Origin of the sequence: Streptomyces sp. NPDC090077 (assembly GCF_044747545.1) — a bacterium.
In the GTDB taxonomy this organism is placed as follows: domain Bacteria; phylum Actinomycetota; class Actinomycetes; order Streptomycetales; family Streptomycetaceae; genus Streptomyces.
On the sequence record NZ_JBIVEG010000001.1, the window covers coordinates 76,894 to 96,662 of the forward strand.

General features: G+C 74.3%; 3 protein-coding genes. All 3 read right to left on the bottom strand.

The genetic code is table 11. From position 1 onward, the window contains the following. Nucleotides 1-48: 48 nt before the first annotated feature. From ACIPW5_RS00360 to ACIPW5_RS00370, 3 genes are read right to left on the bottom strand one after another with little or no spacing between them, the layout of a single operon-like run. Nucleotides 49-9,162 (bottom strand): SDR family NAD(P)-dependent oxidoreductase, encoded by a 9,114-nt coding sequence (locus tag ACIPW5_RS00360; RefSeq protein WP_401238202.1) that lies wholly within the window; start codon nucleotides 9,160-9,162, stop codon nucleotides 49-51. Next, on the bottom strand, nucleotides 9,159-18,503 hold the full coding sequence (locus tag ACIPW5_RS00365; protein ID WP_401238205.1) for an amino acid adenylation domain-containing protein: 9,345 nt from the start codon (nucleotides 18,501-18,503) through the stop codon (nucleotides 9,159-9,161). The genes ACIPW5_RS00360 and ACIPW5_RS00365 overlap by 4 nt, the downstream gene beginning before the upstream one ends. After that, nucleotides 18,500-19,708, bottom strand: a complete 1,209-nt coding sequence (locus ACIPW5_RS00370) for an SRPBCC family protein (RefSeq protein ID WP_401238208.1) — start codon at nucleotides 19,706-19,708, stop codon at nucleotides 18,500-18,502. The genes ACIPW5_RS00365 and ACIPW5_RS00370 overlap by 4 nt, the downstream gene beginning before the upstream one ends. Nucleotides 19,709-19,769 lie beyond the last annotated feature (61 nt).

Consider the following 19,769-nt stretch of genomic DNA (forward strand, 5'->3'; position numbering starts at 1 on the left):
TTTCGTTCGGCTCTGCGGTCGTACGCGGCCCTGTTGTCCGCGGCCCGGTCATCGCTGCCCCTCCTGCTGGAGCAGGGGCCGCAGCAGGGCGCTCAGGGCGGAGGCGGTCGCGTCGTCGGGGGCGGGGGTGTGGTCGGGGGCGGGCGGTCCGTCGGCTGCCGGTGCCGCCTGGGCGGCGAGTCCGGCCGCGATGTCGTCGGCGGTGCGTGCCCGCATCAGCAGCGAGGGGTCGACGGGCAGGCCGCTGCGCTGTTCGAGCGCCGTGGTCAGTTCGGCGATCACCAGGGAGTCGAGTCCCAGTCCCAGTAGCGGGCGTTCGCCGGGGTCCTCCCCCAGTACGTGGACGAAGGCCTCCCTGACCCGGGCGCGCATGGCCCCGCCGTCGTGGGTTGCGCGGGCCGGTGCGGGGGCGGCGGGAGCCTCGGCCCGCGCCTCGGACCGTACCTCGGCCGCCGGCGCGGAGCTGACGGGTTCGGCGGGCCGGGCCGGGACGGCGGTGGCGGTTCCCGGGAAGATCACGGCGCCGCCCGACCGGAGGTGGCCGGCGAAGGCGTCCAGTGCGTCCGCGGCGTCGATCGAGTGGTCGGCGGAGAAGGACGCGTCCGCCTTCATGCCGATGCCCGTCCAGTTGGGCCACGCGTGCGCGGTGACCGTGGTGACCGGGCCGTTCTCCCGTTCGGCGAGCGCCAGTTGGTAGGCGTTGGCGAGGCTGTAGTCGACCAGCCCCCGGCCGGCCAGGGCCTGCGTGCCCGCGATCGAGGAGACGAGGACGGCGAAGTCGGCGCCCTGGTCCTTGGCCAGTCGTACGACGTTCAGCGAGCCGGGGACCTTGGGGGCGAGCACCTTCTCGGCGTCGCTCCACGGCCGGCGTTGCACGGCCCCGAACGGGTTGACCCCGCCGGAGGAGTGGACGACGCCGACCAGCCGGCCCCAGCGCCGCCCCAGTTGCCCGGCGACGGCGGCGAGCGCCGTCGGGTCGGACACGTCGCAGGAGACGTACGCGACCTCGGCCCGCGCCGCCAGTTCCCGCAGGGGGGCGGAGTGCTCGGGGTCGACGGCCGACCGGCCGACGATGCCGATGCGCCGGGCCCCCAGGTCGATCAGCCGCTCGGTCAGGCGCAGTCCGACGGCGCCCAGTCCGCCGGTGACCAGGCAGTACCCGTCGTGCGGCAGGGCGTACGGTGCGCCGGGCGCGGCGGGCACGGCGTGCGGCGTGTAGCGCAGGCCGTGCCGGTGGGCGACGGCGGCCGTCCCGCCGTCGGCGTGGGCTCCGGTGGCCGCACCGGCCGTCAGGGCGGCGTACTCGGCGGCGATGCGGCCGGCGAGGACCTCGACGGGTTCGGCCGGGTCCAGGTGGACGGTGAGGGTGGGCTTGCGGCCCTCGGCTCCGGCGGCCCGTACGGCCATGGCCGTGGCGGCCCGTTCGGGGCGCAGGCCGTCGAGGTCGGCGGGGTGCACGGCGGCGTCGTGGAATCCGGCGCGGAGCAGGGTGCCGTGCGCGGGCAGCGAGGCCACCAGTTCGCCCAGTTCGGCCCAGAAGCCGCTCAGGTCGAGGGGCCTCCCGTCCCGGGAGTCGACGACGATGGCCGCGTCCGCCGGCCGGCCGGGCTCGACGACGGTCGTGCCCCCGTCCCGGAGGGCCCTGGTCAGCGCGTACCCGATGTCCGGGTCGGCGGTGACCAGGCGGACCGTCGTCGCCCCGGTGGCGGGCAGCGGGGGCAGGTCGCGGACGCGCCACTGGACGCGGACCGCTTCGGCGGCGGGTGCTGCGGGGGCGGGTGCTGCGGGGGCGGGCTCGGTGGCCGCGTGCTCGGTGGTGTGCCAGTAGGACCCCTGCTCGAACGGGTAGGTGGGGAGGTCGGTGACGCGGGCGTCCGCGGCGGAGAGCGAGCGCCAGTCGATGTGCGCGTAGCCGACGCGGGCCAGTTCGGCGGCGCCTGCGGGCCGGTGCGGCGCCGGGGCCGACCCGGTGCGGGCCGCCGCGGCTTCGGCGGTCAGGTCGAGGTCGACGCGGGCGGATGCGACGGTGCCGGCGGCGACGGAGCGCAGGGCGGTGGCGAGTTCGGCGGCCGTGCGTCCGTGGACGGCGGTCTGGAACTCCAGCGGAGAGCGCCCGGTGTTGGCGGTGTGGCAGAGGTCGGCGGTCTCCCGGTCGTCACGTACCGCGTCGAACCGGTCGGCGTACGCACCGGCGAGGGTGCGCAGTGCCGTCTCGTCGGCCGCGGTCACCCGCACCACGTACGAGTCCTGCCCGGCAGCCTCGCGCGGAGCGGCAGTGGGAGGCTCCTCGACGATGACGTGGGCGTTGACGCCGCCCATCCCGAAGGCACTGACCGCCGCACGACGCGGACCACCCGTACGCGGCCATTCCATCGCGCGATCGGCGAGGTAGAACGGCGACTCCTCGAAACGGATGTGGTCGTTCGGCCGCACCACGTGCAACGACGGCGGAACCACACCGTGCTCCATCGCCAACAGCACCTTCACCAGACCCGCCAGACCCGCAGCCGGCTCCAGATGACCCACGTTCCCCTTCAACGAACCGATCGCACAGAACTGCGAACGGCCCGTCAGACCACGCCACGCACGCGTCAGACCCTCGACCTCGATCGGATCACCCAGACCGGTACCCGTACCGTGCGCCTCGACCAGACCGATCGACTCCACCGGCACCCCCGCATCCCGCAACGCAGCCGAGATGACCTCCTGCTGCGCCGCACTGCTCGGAACCGTCAGACCACTGGTCCGGCCACCGTGATTGACCGCACTGCCCCTGATCACACCCCGGATCCGGTCACCATCACGCAAGGCATCACGCAACGGCTTCACCACCACCGTCACCACACCCTCACCCGGCACGAAACCATCCGCCCCCGCATCGAACGGCCGGGCCGTACCCGACGGCGAGAGGGCACGCAGGTTGCGCATCGCGACGTAGTGCAGCGGGGACATGGCGACGCGGACTCCGGCGACGATGGCCTGTTCGCACTCGCCGTCGCGGATGCTGCGCACCGCCGTGTGCAGGGCCACCAGCGACGAGGAGCACAGGGTGTCGATCGTCATGCTCGGCCCGTGCAGGTCCAGGAACCAGCTCACCCGGTTGGCCAGGAAGGCGTTGTGGTTGCCCAGGCCGCTGGGCGCGTCGAGCTCGGGCTCGATGTTGAAGTCCTTGTAGTGCTGGTAGCTGGCGCCGACGAACACCCCTGTGGCGGGCGTCAGTTGCCGCGGAGGCAGGCCGGCCGACTCCAGGGCCTCCCAGGTCGTGCGGAGCAGCCAGCGGACCTGCGGGTCGAGGACCTCCGCCTGCTTGGGAAAGAAGTCGAAGAAGCGGGCGTCGAACTCCTCCACGTTGTCGAGGAATCCGCCCATGTCGGGTTCGGCTCCGTCGGCGTACCGGCCCCAGCGGTGCGGCGGCGCCGGGCGGATCTCCTCGCCCGAGCCGGCGAGGAGCGACCAGAACCCTTCCGGGTCCGGGGCGCCGGGCAGTGCCAGGGAGAGGCCGATGACCGCCATGTCCTCGGGGGACACGGTGTCGGCGTCCGCGGCGGGGGCCCCGGCGGTCGTGGGGGCCGCGACCGGTGCGGGCGCCTGGGCGGGTGCGGGGGTCGTGTCGCGGGCCGTGTCCGGGCCGAACGCCCCGTCGGGCGCGAGCCCGGCGACGTGTGCGGCGAGCGTCCGGCAGTCAGCGGCGTCCAGGACCTCCATCGGGCCGATCCGCACCCCGTACTTCTCCTCGACCTCGTCCGCGACGGCCGTCGCCAGCATGGAGTCGAGACCCACGGCGGAGAGTGAGGTGGTCGCGGTGACGCCCGGGTCGTGCAGGACGGTGCGCACCACCGCGAGGACGGCTGCCTCCGACGCCGCGGCGTGCGCAGTGCGGGTGGCGGGAGCGGGGGTGGCGGGGGTGGAAGGGGCGGAAGGGGTGTTCCGGGTCGCCGTCACCGTCCGGTACTCGATCTCGTCGAGCCGGACCAGGACCCGGCCGTCGGCGCCGAACAGGGTCGCGTCGCCGCGCCGGGTGCCGTCGGCTCCGGGCTCCGTGCCGTCGAGGAGGACGTACGCCGTGCGCGCCGGGTCGGCCCAGCGGGTCGCCCGCCCGATGGAGACGGGCAGGTACGTCCCCGACGGGGAGGCGGGATCGGCCAGGGTGAGGACGGCCATGGCCTGGAGGGCGGCGTCGATGGCGACTGCCTCCGCTTCCAGCGGGCCGTCGGCGGGGAGGGTGATCCGGGCGAGGACCCGGCCCGGCCCGTACCGGACGTCGGTGATGGACCGGAGCGGGGCGGCGAGCTCCATGCCCTTGGCTTCGAACCAGGCGTAGAGGCCGATCGGTTCCAGGGTGCGGCCGAGTCCGGCCCGTACGGCGTCCAGGTCCGCGGCGCCGGGCACGGGCCCGGTCGGGGTGCCGGCGGTGGTGAGCCGGGCGATGACCCGGCCGGCGTGCCGGAAGGCGGCCGGGCCGGTGCGGGCGGGGTCGCCCAGGTCGCTGGTGAGGGGATGGGTTCCGGTCCCCCGGCCGGCGAAGGCGATCCCGGTCAGGACGCCGCTCGACCGCAGGGCGAGGGCGAGGGGCAGCGCCCCCGGAACGGTGTCCTCGCCCAGCACCCGGTGGGCGGCCGTGAGCCGTCGCACGGCCGCGGCCACGTCCGGTGCGTCCGGCGCGTCCTGGTCGGTCACGGCCCGAGGGGTCGGCGCGGACGTCGCGGCGGGTCGGGCCCCGAAGGGGTAGGGCGGCAGGGTGTGGCGGCGTGCGGGCGGGCCCGGGTACACCGCGGTCCAGTCGACGGAGCCGCCGCGGACGTAGCGGAAGGCCGCGTCGGTGAGCCCCGTCGAGGCGCTGTCGAGGACGGTCCCTGCGCGGACGACGGTGCCGGGTGCCCGGTCCGCCAGTTCCCGTGCCCGTGCCAGTCCGGTGGCCAGTTCGTCGGCCGTGGCCCCCAGGACCGCGACGCGGTGCGCCCGGTGGTCCCGTCCGACGGCGCTGGAGCGGCACAGCCCGGCCAGGTCGTCCGCGGTGCCGCGGAGCAGCGGGCGGACGTCCTCGATGCGCCGGAGCAGTGCGTCCGGGGTGTGGCCGGACAGGACGAGGAGGTGTTCGTCCGGGCGGGCGGCGCTCGCGCGGGGGTCCTCTGCATCGGCCTCCCCGTACGGGGGCTCCCCGAGGTGCTCCTCCACGACGACGTGCGCGTTGGTGCCGCCCATGCCGAAGGAGCTGACGCCCGCCCGGCGCGGCCCCTTCGGGTTCCAGGGCCGGGGCGCTGCCGGGATCTCGAACGGCCCGGCGGACAGGTCCAGGTGGCTGCTGGGGTTCTCGAAGCCGGCGACGGGCGGGATCTCCCGGTGCCGCAGGCACAGCAGCACCTTCAGCAGTCCGGCGAGTCCGGCCGCGGGTTCCAGGTGTCCGATGTTGCCCTTGACCGTGCCGATGTGGCAGGGGCCGTCGCGGTCCGGGTCGCCGCCGAACACCTCGGTCAGCGCGGCGATCTCGATCGGATCGCCGAGCCGGGTCGCGGTGCCGTGGGTCTCGATCAGGGAGATGTCCGCCGGGGCCAGGCCGGCGTCGTCCAGGGCGGCGCGGACCACCGCGGCCTGGGCTTCGCTGCGGGGCACCGGCAGGGCGCTGCCCCGGCCGCCGTGGTTGACGGCGGTGCCGCGGACGACGCCCCAGATCCGGTCGCCGTCCCGCTCCGCGTCCGCCAGGGGCTTCAGCATCACGGCGAGGGCGCCCTCGCCGGGGAGGAATCCGTCCGCCCGCTCGTCGAAGGGCCGGGGCAGGCCTTCCGACAGTGCGCCGAGCTGGCTCAGGCTGCGGTAGTACCACGGGGTCAGTCCGACCTGGCAGGCCGCCACGATGGCGGCGCCGCAGTGGCCCGCACGGAGCGCGGCGACCGCCTGCTGGACGGCTACCAGGGAGGACGAGCAGAGGGTGTCGACGGTCTGCGAGGGACCGGTCAGGTCCAGTGCGTACGAGATCCGGTTGGCGAGCACCGCGTTCATGGAGCCGAGCGCGGTGTGCGGGCCGACGGTCTCCAGGCCCTGCGTGTCGCGGTGGTGGGTGTAGGTGGCGGCGACGAAGACGCCGATGTCGCGGCGGTCCGCGAGGCCGCTGTCGTCCCGGACCGTCCAGGCGTGTTCCAGCAGCAGCTTCTGCTGGACGTCCATGTCCTCGGCTTCGCGTACGGAGATGCCGAAGAAGGAGGGGTCGAAGCGGTCGATGCCGGCGACGAAGGCGCCGGACCGGCAGTAGGTGCCCGTCATCCTGGGGCCGCGCGGCTCGAAGTGGGCGTCGATGTCCCAGCGTTCGGCGGGGACCTCGGTGAACGCGTGCCCGCCGGAGCGGAGCAGCGGCCACAGGCCGGCCGCGCCGCCGGACGCGCCCGGCAGGTCGCCGGAGACGGCGACGATCGCGACGTCCGCGTCGCGGCCGGCGGACGCCGGCTGCCGCCGCGGTGCCGGACGCGGGTGGTCCGGGGCGGGGGCCGGGAGCGGCTCGGGCTCGACGACGGGGGCTGCGGCGGGGGTGGGCCCTTCGGGTTCCGGTGCCGCGAGCGCGACGGCCGCGCCGTAGCGGTCGGTCAGGGCGTGGACCAGTTCGGGGAACTCTCCGTACTCCAGGAAGAGGGTCGCGGGGAGCTGGATGCCCCACCGGTGCGACAGTTCCTCCGACAGCTCGACGCTCATGATCGAGCTCGCGCTCAGGCCGTAGTCCGACAGCGGGGCGTCGCGGTCGAAGGAGGCGAGGCCCAGCCGCTCGGCGAGGAAGACCTCCAGCGCGTCGGCGACGCGTTCCGCGGAGTCCGCGCCGGACGCCACGGCCCGCACGACCTCGACGGAGGGTTCCCGTACGGCGGCAGGCGCCGCGGGATCGTCACCGGGCTCCTCGGCCGCCTCTTCGTCGAGCGGAAGGATCACGTCGCCGGCGTCCGGGTGGGCGACGACCACCTGGCGGGGGTCCTCCGGCGATCGCAGTACCGCGATCAGGGCGTCGAGCCCCTCCTCGGTGCCGAGGGGCCGGACTCCGCGCCGACTCAGCTGCTCGGCCACGGCCGTGCCCATGCCGACCTCGCCCCACAGGCCCCAGTCGACGCTCAGCCACGGCGATCCGTACGCGTGGGCGAAGGCGTCGAGGTAGGCGTTGGCGGCGGCGTACCCGCCCTGGCCGAGGTTGCCGAACGTGCCGGAGACCGACGCGAACAGCACGGCGAAGTCCAGGTCCTGCCCGGCCACCGCGGCGGCCAGCTCGCGGACGCCGTCGGCCTTGGGCCGCATCACCGCGGCGATGTCCGCGGCGGTGGCGCTGCGGATGAGGCCGTCCTTGAGCGTGCCTGCGGCGTGGACCACGCCGTGGAGCTCGCCGAACTCCGTCCGCATCCGTTCCACCACGGCCGCCAGGGAGCCGGGGGTGGTGACGTCCGCCCGGTAGGAGACGACCTCGCATCCGTACGCGGCGAGGGCGGCGGTCGGGTCCTCGCCGGCGGGTGCCGCTCCGGAACGGCTGACCAGCGCGACGACACCGGCGCCTTCGCGTGCGAACCGGGCGGCGAGCTCCAGGCCCAGTCCCCCGTGCCCGCCGAGGACGAGGTAGCGGCCACCCGGCCTGATGGGCCCCGGCACGGTGCCGGGCCCGGCGTGTGCCGACCGGTCCCGGACGCGGACGGGTGTCTGGCGGACACCCTCCCGGTAGCCGGTCTCGGTCGGACCGGCGCCGTCGCCGAGTTCCGCCAGGAGGGCGGTGAGCCCGCCGTCGGCGGAGCGGTCGATGTCGACGAGGCGCGGGCGCAGGCCCGGGTACTCGACGGCGGCGGTGCGCAGGAACCCCCACAGGGCGGCACGGGCGGGGACCGGCCGGTCCCCGTCCGCGACGGCCTGTCCGTCCCGGGTCACCACGAGGAAGCGGGACTTGCGCTGCCGCTCGCCGAGGGTGCGCAGGGCGGCCAGGCATCCGTAGAGGCCGACGCGGAGCTCCGCGTCCTCGCTCCGGGCGCCGTCGGCCGCGTCGTCGGCGTTCCACAGGTGCACGACACCCGCGACCGGGTCCGCGACCTCCTCCCAGAGCTGCCGGAAGGCCTCTTCGTCCGGCTGCGCCAGGGTCAGGCGGTCACGGTCGTGCTGCTGCGGCGCGGAGGGACCGCTGCCGACCTCCACCACGCGGGCGCCCCCGGCCCGCAGCCGCTCGGCGGCGCGCGCGCCCAGGCCGTCGGTGCCGCCGTCGTGCAGCACCACCCAGGTGCCGGTCACCGGCTCGGGCCGGTGGGCGGCGTCGCCCGGTGCCGGGCGCCAGACGATACGGCTGATGGGCAGTGCCACAGACCGTGCCGGAGCCGGGGCCTGAGCCTGGACCGCGGCCGCGGCCGGCCGGCCGACGGTGGCGGTCCGCCGCATCCGGAGCCCTTCGAACTCCGCGGCGACCTCGTTCGAGGGGCCCAGGACGGTGGCGTCGGCGGTGGCGTACGCACCGTCGACGCCGGTGCGGCGCACGAGGACGGTCACCCCGGACGACAGTGCGGAGAGGTCGGTGAAGACCCGGAGGCGGGCGAGGCCGATCGGCAGCATGGGGTGGGGGCCGTCGGATCCCGCGAGGTCCTGGAGCGCGCAGCTGACGACCTGGAACACCCCGTCCACGAGGAGCGGGTGGGCGTACCAGGGCACGGGCTCCGCGTCGGAGCGCAGGGTGGCCCGGACGACGCCGCCGTTGCCGACGGTGAGCTCCCGGACGGTGCGGAAGTCGGGCCCGTACTGGAGGCCCCCGCGGTTCCAGCTGTCGTACAGCCGGGCCGGGCCGAGGACCAGCGAACCGTCCGGCTGCGGGTGCGGGCCGGCGGGCCGGGCCTGGACGTCGGCGGGGAGCAGCCGGCCGGTACCGGTGGACAGCGGCTTGCGCTCGCCGGCCACGACGGTGCTCAGCTCGAAGCGGGTCCGCGGCCCGAAGGTCACGTCGAGCCGGACGGGAGCCGCCGCGTCCTCGCTGATGGTGAGGGGCCGCAGGAAGGTCACGTCGGTGAGCTCCAGCGGTGCGAACGGAGCGCGCCGGGCGACCCCCAGCATGGCCATTTCCAGCTGCACGGCGGCGGGCAGGAGCCCGGTGCCCGCGGAGCGGTGCTGGGCGATGAAGGGCTCCTGGCCCGTGAACGTCTTCTCGTAGGTCTCGGCCGGGTACGTCACTGTCCCTCGCTCCGGTACTCGTAGTGACGGTCGAACAGCGGGTGGCTGACGGGGGCCGTCGCGGGGTCGGCAGGGCGGGCGGCGGGTGCCACCAGCTCCTGTCGGGTGAAGGGGTAGGTGGGGATGGTGATGGTGCGCTGTCCCCTGCCGGCGTGCAGTCCCGACCAGTCGAGGTCGGCCGGGGTCCCGTTCACGTAGGCGGCCACCGCCGCGTGCAGCTCGGCCTGGTCCGTGCGCTCGCGGCGCAGGGTGCTCAGCCACACCGGCTGCGGCTCAGGCCACGAAGCCCGTGCGAGCGGGGTCAGCTGGGGGTGGGAGCCGATCTCCCACACCACACCCGCACCGGCTCCGCTCAGTGCCGTGACCGCCTCGCTGAAGCGGACCGGCTGCCGGATGGCCCGGCCCCAGTACGCCGGGTCCGTGGCCGATTCGGGCGTGTGCCAGCCGCCGGACACGGAGGAGGCGAAGGGCAGGACGGGCGCCGACAGCGGGGTTGCCGCCACCGCCTGCGTGAACGGGGCCACCGCCCCCTCCATCAGTGCCGAGTGGAAGGCGTGGCTGACCACCAGGGGGGTGGTCCGCAGGCCCGATGCCTCACGGAACCTGGTGACCGCCTCGGCCGGACCGGAAACGGTCACCGAGCGCGGGGCGTTGAACGCCGCGACCTCGACTCCCGGGTGGCCGGCCAGGGCGTCCAGGACCGCTTCCGCGTCGGCGTGGACCACGGCCATGGCACCATGGCCCGGCTGCTCCTCCATCAGCCGCCCGCGCAGGGTGGTCAGCCGGAGGAGATCCTCCAGACCCAGTACCCCGGCCGCCCAGGCGGCGGTCAGCTCGCCCAGGCTGTGACCGGCCACGGCGTCCGGACGGACGCCGACCGACTCCAGCCAGCGCACCAGGGCCACCTGCAGCGACACGATCCCGACCTGCGCGTATCCCGTTCGGTTCAGCCTCTCGGCCTCGCTGCCGAACAGCAGCTCCGGCAGGGGGATGTCGAGGTGGGGCGCCAGCAGGGCCGCGCACTCGTCCAGGGCCGAACGGAACACCGGCTCCGAGGTGTACAGGCCACGGCCCATGCCCGCGTACTGCGAACCCTGACCCGTGAACAGGAACGCGTTCGGACCGGCTTTGCCTGCCTTGCGGGAGGCCGGGACCCGGCCGGCGGCGACCTCCTTCAGGGCGGCCGTCAGCGCGGTGGCTTCGGCGCCGTGGACCACCGCGCGGAAGCGGTGTCCCGCGCGGCCGGTGTTCGCGGTGTGCGCGAAGTCCCCCAGCGTCTCCGCCGACGCACCGAGGAGTTCGTCCGCGTAGGAGCCGGCGAGGGTGCGCAGCGCCGTCTCGTCCGCCGCGGTCACCCGCACCACGTAGGAGTCCTGCCCGGCGATCTCCCGCGGAGCCGCAGCGGGAGGCTCTTCCACGATGACGTGGGCGTTGACGCCGCCCATCCCGAAGGCACTGACCGCCGCACGACGCGGACCACCCGTACGCGGCCATTCCATCGCACGGTCCGCGAGGTAGAACGGCGACTCCTCGAAACGGATGTGGTCGTTCGGCCGCACCACGTGCAACGACGGCGGAACCACACCGTGCTCCATCGCCAACAGCACCTTCACCAGACCCGCCAGACCCGCAGCCGGCTCCAGATGACCCACGTTGCCCTTGAGCGAACCGATCGCACAGAACTGCGAACGGCCCGTCAGACCACGCCAGGCACGCGTCAGACCCTCGACCTCGATCGGATCACCCAGACCGGTCCCGGTCCCGTGCGCCTCGACCAGACCGATCGACTCCACCGGCACCCCCGCATCCCGCAACGCAGCCGAGATGACCTCCTGCTGCGCCGCACTGCTCGGAACCGTCAGACCACTGGTCCGGCCACCGTGATTGACCGCACTGCCCCTGATCACACCCCGGATCCGGTCACCATCACGCAAGGCATCACGCAACGGCTTCACCACCACCGTCACCACACCCTCACCCGGCACGAAACCATCCGCCCCCGCATCGAACGGCCGGAGCGCGTTGGACGGGGAGAACGAGCGCAGACGCGAGCCGAGTTGGAAGTACTGCGGGGACATGGCCAGGTGCACGCCGGCGACGATGGCCTGTTCGCAGTCGCCGTCGCGGATGCTGCGGACCGCCGTGTGCAGGGCCACCAGCGACGAGGAGCACAGGGTGTCGATCGTCATGCTCGGCCCGTGCAGGTCCAGGAAGTAGCTCACCCGGTTGGCCAGGATCGCGTTGTGGTTGCCCAGGCCGGCCGCCGTCTGGACGACGTCCCCGACGACCGTGTCGCGGTAGTGCTGGTAGCTGGCGCCCACGAACACCCCGGTGGAGCGCTGGGTCCGTCCGGCGAGGCCGGCGTCCTCCAGGGCCCGCCAGGCCGACTGGACGAGATGGCGCTGCTGGGGGTCGATCCACTCCGCCTCGGCGGGTGACAGCCGGAAGAATCCGGGGTCGAAGTCGGTCAGTCCCTCGACGAAGCCGGCGCGCCTGAGGTAGACGGTGCCGGGCGTGCCCTCGGTCCCGTAGTAGGAGTCGATGTCCCAGCGGGACGCGGGCACCTCGGTCAGGCAGTCCTCGCCGCCCACCAGGACCCGCCACAGCTCCTCGGGGCTCCCTGCATTCGGGAACACGCCGTCGAAGCCGATGACGGCGATGTCGTGGAGGTCCTCGTCGGCGGGGGCCGGGGCGGCGGTCCGCTCGGCCGCCGGTACCGGTACCGGGGCCGGGGCGGGAGCGGGGGCCGGGGCCGGGGCCGGGGCCGCGAGGGGCTCCGTGTGCGCTTCGGGGACGGCCGTCCCCGGGCCGTCGTCCGCGCCCGCTTCGGCAGGGGCCGCCAGCACCCCGTACTCGTCCCTCAGCTCGGCGGCCAGCCGGTCGACCGTGCCGACCTCCAGGACCAGGGTCACGGGGATGTCCACGTCCAGCCTGGCCCGGATGTCCTGGGCCAGCGAGACCGCGAGCATCGAGTCGAGGCCCTGTTCCTGCAGCGGGCGGTCGGTTTCCAGGGCGTCGACGTCCAGTTCCAGGGCGTCCGCCACCCAGCGGGCCAGCGCGGCGTCGAGACCGGCCGCGGGGCGGCCGGGGGCGGGCACGGGACGGTGGCCGTTGGCCGCCGGAGCCGGGATCCGGACCGGTACGGGTGCGGGTGCGGGTGCCGGCGTCGGACCGGGAAGGCGGCCGTCCCGTGCGTCGTCTCCCGCGCCTCCCGGCGACGGGGCCGGGGAGAGCCGCTTCCAGGTGATCCCGCGCGCCTCCAGGACGGGTGTGTCCCCGTCGAGGACCACCAGGCTCGCCGTCAGCAGACCGGCGTCCGGCCCGCCGTCCCGGTCGCGCCGGGCGTACACGCGGGCGGTGGCGGGCAGGCGGCTGAGGACGGTGAGCCGCTCGACGGTGAACGGTACGTACAGCCCCCGCGCACCGCACGCGGCGAGCGCGATCTGGAAGGCCCCGTCCAGGAGCCGGGCGTCCACGGCGCCGTCGGTGCCTGCGGTGCCGCGCAGCACACCGGTCGCCTGCCCGGGTGCCACGGAGAGCTCGGCCACAGTGCGGAAGCCGGTGCCGTAGGCGAGGCCGGCGCGCTCGAAGGCCTCGTACATCGCATCGAGCGCCACGGGGGCGAGACCGTCGACGACGGGCGGCACAGTGAGGGAGGGCTGCTCCGGCGCGGTCACCCGGGTGGTGACCACCAGGGCTCCGGAGCCGTCGCGGAAGGCGACCGCTTCCCCGTCGAGTTCGGCGGTGAGGGTCGTGGGGGCCTCGACGGCCGCCCGGAAGGTGAGGTCGCGCAGGCCCAGCCGGTCGCGGCCGAGGAGTTCGGCGACCTTGCCGGGGTAACCGGCTCCGGGCAGTGTCGGCTTGCCGAGGACCACGTGCTCGGCGGCCTCCGGGTGCTCCGTCCAGGTGTTCCCCGTACGGGCGGGCGCGGTCTCCCGTACGGCGGCTGCCGCCGGCTGCCCGGCCGGTTCGAGCCACAGGTACTTCTCGGCCTGGGGCCTGGTCGGGAAGCGCACGCCCGACCGGCGTCGCTCCCCGGCGGGCAGCTCGGCGCCGTCGGCGAACGCGCGGGCCGCCGCGTCGAGGGCCCGGCGGTCCGCTCCGCCGCCGTGGGGCCCTTCGTGGACGCGTGCCGCCCGGGCGGCCACCCCCAGGTGGAGGGAGCGGACGTCCCCGACCCCGGCGAGGAACAGCTGCAGCTTGTCCTCCAGCTGCTCCACGCTGTCCGCCACGCACGCCAGCCGGTGGGACTGGGCCGGACGCTGCCGGCTCGCGTCGCCCAGTGCCCGGAGGGACGGGCAGTACGCGGAGCGCAGCATCAGCACCGTCCGGTGGGCCAGGGTGCGCAGCGCCTCGTGCGACCCCGCGGACAGGACCAGCAGGTGGGGTCCGGGCTCGTCCGCGTCCGCCGCCGTGGCGGGGCCGGCCTCGACGACGGCGTGGGCGTTGGCCCCGCCGAAGCCGAAGCTGCTGATGCCGGCGACGCGCGGTCCGTCGCCCCACGGCTGGAGCCGGTCGGCGACGAACAGGGGCGAGGCGTCGAAGTCGAAGGAGGTGTTCGGGGTGTCGAAGTTCAACGACGGGGGGATGTGGCCGGCCTGGAGGGCCAGGACGGTCTTGATCAGTCCGGCGATGCCGGCGGCGGGCTCCAGGTGCCCGATGTTGGTCTTCACGGAGCCCACGGCCACCGGACGGCGGTCGGTGGAACCGCCCATGACCGCGTGCAGGGCTTCGAGTTCGATGAGGTCGCCGAGCTGGGTGCCGGTGCCGTGCGCCTCGACGTAGCCGATGTCGGCCGCGGTGCGCCCGGAGGCGGCCAGGGCCTTGCGCAGGACGGCTTCCTGGGCCGGGCGGCTGGGTGCCGTGAGGAAGCCGGCGCTGCCGCCGGTGTGGTTGACGGCGGTGCCGCGGATCACGGCGAGGACGGGGTCGCCGTCGCGTTCGGCGTCGGCGAGCCGTTTGAGGATGACGGCGCCGGCGCCTTCGCCGCGTACGTAGCCGTCGGCTCCGTCGTCGAAGGCGCGGCAGGTCCCCTGCGGGGACAGCATCCCGTTGCGGGCGAACGAGCGGGTCTTGGAGGGGGTGAGGACCAGGTTCACGGCCCCGACGACGGCGGCGTCCACCTCGCCGGCCCGCAGGTGCATGGCGGCCTGGTGCAGGGCGACGAGGGAGGACGAGCAGGCCGTGTCGACGGTGAAGCTCGGCCCCGACCAGTCGAAGACGTGGGAGAGCCGGTTGGCGACCATGGAGGGCGCCGTGCCCGTCGCCACGTGCGGGTCTCCGTGGCCGATGCTCTGCGCCACGATCTCGGGGAAGTCGCTCGCGATGGCTCCGACGAAGACGCCGGTGTCGGCTCCGAGGGAGGTGTGGTCGTGGCCGCAGCTCTCCAGGGCCTCCGCGGTCACGCTGAGCAGGATCCGCTGGAGGGGGTCCATGCGGCGGGCCTCGCGGTCGCTGATCCCGAAGCGGGCGGCGTCGAAGTGCTCGACGCCGTCGACCCAGCCCATGCGGACGTCGTCGGCGCCGGCCTCGGACCACAGGTGGGCCCAGCCGCGCTTGCCGTCCGGGGCGTTGCCGACGCTGGAGACCCCGTCGACGAGGTTCTGCCAGAACTCGTCGGGGGTGGCGGCGCCGGGGAAGCGGCACGCCATGCCGATCACGGCCAGGGCGCCGTCGTCGGCGAGCGGCCCGGCGGGCTGCGCGGGAGGGGATGCCGGCGGGGCCGGAGCGGGGGTGGGGGTGGTGGTCCGGGGCGTCGTCGTGGCGGGCGCGGTCGTCTGCGGCGCGGTCGTGGCCGGTTCGGGCGCGGCGGTTTCGGTGGTGGGGGCGGCGGCCTCGGCCTCCGGGGCGTCGACCAGCCGTACCACGCCCTCCGCGCCCAGCAGCCGGGCGAGCTTGACCGGGGTGCCGGAGGCGAAGAGCGACGGGGCGGTGATGTCGGCGCCCAGCTCGCGGCTGAGACGGACGGCGGCGGAGGTGACGTTGACCGAGTCGCCGCCCAGGTCGAAGAAGTTGCCGTTGGGGTCGAAGGAGTCGTGGTCCAGCGTGGCCGCGAACACGGCCGCGATGGACTGCGCGAGTTCCTCTTCCGTGACCCCGTCGACGGGCGGCTGCAGGGACTCCACGGCTTCCGGGGCGTCCGGGGCGTCCGGGGCCGTGTCGGCGGGCCCTTCGGCGGCCGCTTCGGAGGACGGGATGATCGTCTCGCGCGTCGGCGGCGGCAGCTTGGCGCGGGACACCTTGCCGTTGTCGGTCAGCGGCATGGCGTCGAGGCTGACGTAGGCGTCGGGCACCATGTAGCCGGGCAGGGAGCCCGCGACGAAGGCGTCGAGCCGGGACCGGGCCGGGACTCCGTCGCCCACCAGATAGGCGGTCAGCCTCGGTTCGCCGCGTCCCTCGAACCGCGCGGCGACGACCACGGCGGCGGTGATGCCCTCGAAGCTCTCCAGCACCCGCTCGATCTCGGCGGGCTCGATGCGGTTGCCGCGCACCTTCACCTGGGCGTCGGACCGGCCGAGCCACTCGATCGCGCCGTCCGCGTGGAGGCGTACCTCGTCACCGGTCCGGTAGAGGCGGTCGCCGGTCACGGGGTGGACGGTGAAGACGTCGTTGGTCAGGTCCGGCCGGCCGGTGTAGCCGCGGGCGAGTCCGGTGCCGGAGAGGTACAGCTCGCCGGTCGATCCGGCCCCGGCCGGCTCCAGCCCGGCGTCCAGGACGTGGAGCCGCATGTTCGGCAGGGGCTCGCCCAGCGGCAGGAAGGAGCCGACCGAGGTGACCTGGTGGCAGGAGGCCCAGATCGTCGCCTCGGTCGGACCGTACAGGTTCCACAGGGCGCGGGCCGGTGCGTGGAGCCGCTCGGCGGTGGCCGGTGGCAGCGCCTCGCCGCCGGAGAGGACGGTGAGGCCCTCGTGCGGGGTCCAGCCGGTGCCCAGCAGCAGGCGCCACAGGCTGGGAGTCGCCTGGGCGACCGTGACGTCGGCGGTGAGTTCGGCCAGCCGGTACGGGTCCGCCGCGGTCTCCCGCGAGGCCAGGACGACGGTGGCTCCGGTGGTGAGCGGGAGGAGGAGTTCCAGCAGGGAGATGTCGAAGGCGACCGTGGTGTGCGCGAGCACGCGGTCGTCGGGCAGGACTCCGAGGCGTGCGCCGATGCCGGTGAGGAAGTTGGCCAGCGCCCCGTGCTCGATCTCCACGCCCTTGGGCTTGCCGGTCGAGCCGCTGGTGAACAGGACGTAGGCCAGATCGGCGGCGGCGACCTGCGGCGGGACGGCCTGCGCCGCCCCGTCGGCGACCGGGACGCGCCGCGCGGGGCCCAGGGAGGCGCCCAGGGCGTGGGTGCGGTCGTCGGTGAGGATGAGGTCGCACTGCGAGACCTCGACGTACCGCTGGAGCCGCTCCAGGGGGTAGCCGGGGTCCAGCGGGAGGAACGCGGCGCCGGCGCGCAGGATTCCGAGCAGGGCCGGGAGCAGGGTGACGTCCCGCTCCATGAGGACGCCGACCACCGAGCCCGCTTCGACGCCCTCGTCGTGGAGGCGGGCGGCGACGGCGTCGGCCCAGGCGTCCAGGGCGGCGTAGGTGAGCGTACGGTCGCCGCTGCGGACGGCGGTGGCCCCGGGCCGGGCGGCTGCCGCGGCGGCGAACAGGTCCAGCACCGTTCCGGTCTCCGGCGCGGCAGTGACGGCGTCCGGACGTGCCGCGTCGCCGGGTTCGGGGCGGGTGCCGGTGCCGGGCTCCGTGTCGGACTCGGTGCCGGGCTCGGTGTCGGGGTCCTCGCCGTGCAGGAGGGACGTCAGGAGCAGGTCCTCGACGCGCAGGGTGAGGTCGAGCGCCTCCTCCTCGCCCATCGCGGTCTCCCGGACGAAGACGGTGGGCGGGCCGTCCTGCAGGCAGAGCAGGGCGACCTCGGTGTGCGGTTCGGCGGAGGCCTCCTCCCCCGCGGTGCGGTCCAGCACCATGACGCGGGTGAAGCTCGGCTCGTCGTCGCCGAGGGGCCGTCCGGCCAGGCCGAGGCGGAGTTCGAGGTCGCTGGCGTAGCCCTGGCGGGCCGCCGCCTCGTCGAACTTGTCCTGCAGGGAGCGGGTGGTGTCTCCGTCGAACCGCACGGGCAGGCGTGCGGCGGTGATGCCGTGGGTCCGGTCGGCGAGGACACGGGCGGCCGAGGGCGACCAAGCGAAGTCGAAGACCTGCTCGCCGGTGCGCTCGGCGATCACGGCGAGGAAGGCGCGGGCCACCGCGACGGACTGCTCCCGTGAGGCCGGCGTGAAGGCGAGTTCGTAGCGCCCGTAGTGGGCGCCGGCCGCGGAGAAGTCGTCGGCGGGCAGCGGGGCGGGACGCAGCTTCGCCAGTCGTGCGCGCCACCAGGGCTCGTGGGGCCGCAGCAGCTTCTGGGCCGCGGCGATGTCGGCCAGGCGCTCCGCCGAGGCGGCGGGCAGCGCGGCTCCGGGGGTGATGCCGAGGCGCTGGGCGGCTGCCCGGCCGCTCAGCGCGCTCCCGTCGACGGCGGTGCAGTCGCTCAGGACGAGGTCCGCGTCGGGGGCGGCCAGGGTGATGGCGGAGTTGCTCACCGCCAGCACGGTGGTCGCGGTACGGGTGTCGTCGCGCGGGACCAGCCTGACCTGCCGGGCGAACACCGCGCCCTGTTCGGTGACGAGGGTGGGTACGCCGAGCGGGTTGGGGAACGAGCCGTGGTCGAGGGCCTTGGAGATCCTGACGGCCTCGGCGGCGGACGTTCCGGCGTGGATGATGCCGCCGTCGGCCATGCGGTCGGACCTGCGGTAGAACCGTCGCTCGCGGTCGCTCGTGTCGATCGGTTCGGGCAGCGTGCGCGCCGCCACGTGCGGGACGAGGTCGGCGAAGAGGGCGATGCCCGCCTCGGCCGTCTCGTAGGTGAGGGACAGGGCGGTGGAGTGGTCGCGGACCGGGAACCAGCGCTCCAGCAGCACGCTGCCGGCGTCCACGGCCTCCGTCATCCGGTGCCAGGTGGCCGCGTGCCGGGACGCTCCTTCGTAGAGGGCCCAGGCCGGGACGTGGCTGCCGGAGTAGCGGGGCAGCGGTCCGTCGTGGAAGTTGATCGCGGCGATCTTCGGCAGGCCGAGGACCGGGGCGGTCAGGATGCGGAAGTTGACCATGCTGAAGAGGTAGTCGAACGGCTTGGCCGAGAGGGTCTCGGTCAGGTCGCCGCGCGGGTCGAGCAACGGGACCGCGTGCTCGGCGGCCCATGCCTCGACGGCGGGGTCCCTGCTGAGGATTCCCTCGATGCGCACTCCGGCGTCGAGGAGCTGTGCGGCGCACTGGGTGAGGACCCGGGTGCCGCCGATGAGGTAGCAGGTGGCTGTCGTGCTCACTCCGCGGCCTCCCCGGGTCCGGCGGTGTCCCCGCCGCGGGCGTCGGTGGCGTCGGTGTCCGGGGCGCCGGCGCACTCGCGGGCGACCCAGGAGTCGATCTGGGAGACGACCTCCTCGTCGAGCGAGAGCTGTCCGGGGGTCCACAGCGGGTTGGACAGGCCCCGGTGGGTCCGCTCGCACATCTCCCAGTCCTCGTAGTTCGCCTTGTCCCACAGCGCGAACACGGCCTCGTGGGAGAAGTCGCTCTTGGCTGTCTCGGAGGGGTGGAAGAGCCAGAAGTGCCGGACGAAGCAGGTGCCGGCGGTCTCGGGCCAGACCCACTGCATCATCACGTAGTCGGCCGTGAACCCGAAGAGGAGGTTCGGCAGGATGGTGATCCAGTTGATCCTGTTGCGGTCGTTCTCGGGGACCAGCTCCATGGGCGTCCGGTTGCTGAGGCCGGTCATGGAGACGGAGTTGTAGCCGCCGCGGAGCGACTGCCACGCGCCGACGATGTCGCCCTTGAGGTCGTAGGTGCCCGCGTCGTCGAAGTCGGTGATGCGGTGCAGGTCCTTGTGGGCGGTCGGGAAGTGCAGGCTCTCGTTCACGTTGTGCGCGACGAGCTTCCAGTTCGAGGCGACGGGGTAGTCCTTCGCCTCGACGCACTCCAGGTCGGCGAGCTCGTACACCTTCGCGAACTCGCCGAACTCGCCCAGCGATTCGTCGAGGTCGGGGGCGTCGTCCGAGAAGCTGATGAACACGACCCCGTAGCGGACCTCGGTGCGCACGGGCAGCAGGCCGTTCTTCTCCTTCTCGAAGAAGTGGTCCAGGTAGGTGCCGTTGAGGCTCTTGAGCTTGCCGTTCCGGTCGTAGACCCAGCAGTGGTAGAGGCAGACCAGGCTCTGCCGCTTGCCGGTGGCCTCCTCCACGAGCTTGTAGCCGCGGTGGCGGCAGTAGTTGTGGTAGGCCTGGATCCCGTCGTCGCCGTGGATGATGAGGACGGATCCGGTGCCGATGTTCAGGGTGCTGTAGGCGCCCTTCTCCTTGAGGCGGGAGACGTGGTCCACCGGGAGCCAGCGCCGGCCGTAGATGCGGGACATCTCCAAGCGGTGCTGCTCGTCGCCGGTGTAGAACTCGTGCGACCGGCCGATGCCGCCTGTCTCGAAGTAGGGCCTTTCCTCGTCCTGGTCACTGATGAGGTCGAACATGCTGGACGCACGCGTCATCTGCGGGGCTCCCTCGGAGGGTGAAGCGCATGGAAGGCGATGCCGGGGACGCCGGGGCCGG

Coding starts and splice junctions, on each gene's coding strand:
- ACIPW5_RS00370 (WP_401238208.1), bottom strand. CDS start 19,708: ATGACGCGTGCGTCCAGCATGTTCGACCTCATCAGTGACCAGGACGAG.